This window comes from Pseudomonas sp. BAV 4579 (assembly GCF_009765395.1).
Lineage (GTDB): Bacteria > Pseudomonadota > Gammaproteobacteria > Pseudomonadales > Pseudomonadaceae > Chryseomonas > Chryseomonas aestiva.
Genome location: NZ_WHOV01000294.1, coordinates 1 through 274, shown reverse-complemented (window position 1 = coordinate 274; position 274 = coordinate 1). Strand labels below are relative to the sequence as shown.

The following is a 274-nucleotide window of genomic DNA, read 5'->3' as shown; positions in this document are numbered from 1 at the left end:
TGTGATGGCAATGGAGACCGGCATGACTGGGCGTTACGAGCTTTCGAATCAGCAATGGACGTTGATCGAAGACATCGTTTCCCCTCCCCAGAGAATGGGGCGCCCACGCCGAGATAATAGGCAAATGCTCGATGGCCTCTTCTGGATCCTGTGCTCGGGTGCCAAATGGCATGACCTGCCCGAGCGCTATGGTGCCTGGAAGACGGTCTACCAGTGCTTTCGACACTGGCGCGACGACGGTACCTTCGAGCGCATCCTGGCGCGTCTGCACTTG

At 58.4% G+C, this 274-nt stretch carries 1 protein-coding gene; it reads left to right on the top strand.

Features of this window, described 5'->3' with window-relative positions:
* Positions 1-22: 22 nt before the first annotated feature.
* The coding region (locus GSQ95_RS26045) for a transposase (RefSeq protein ID WP_158974028.1) at positions 23-274 on the top strand (252 nt) is incomplete at its 3' end.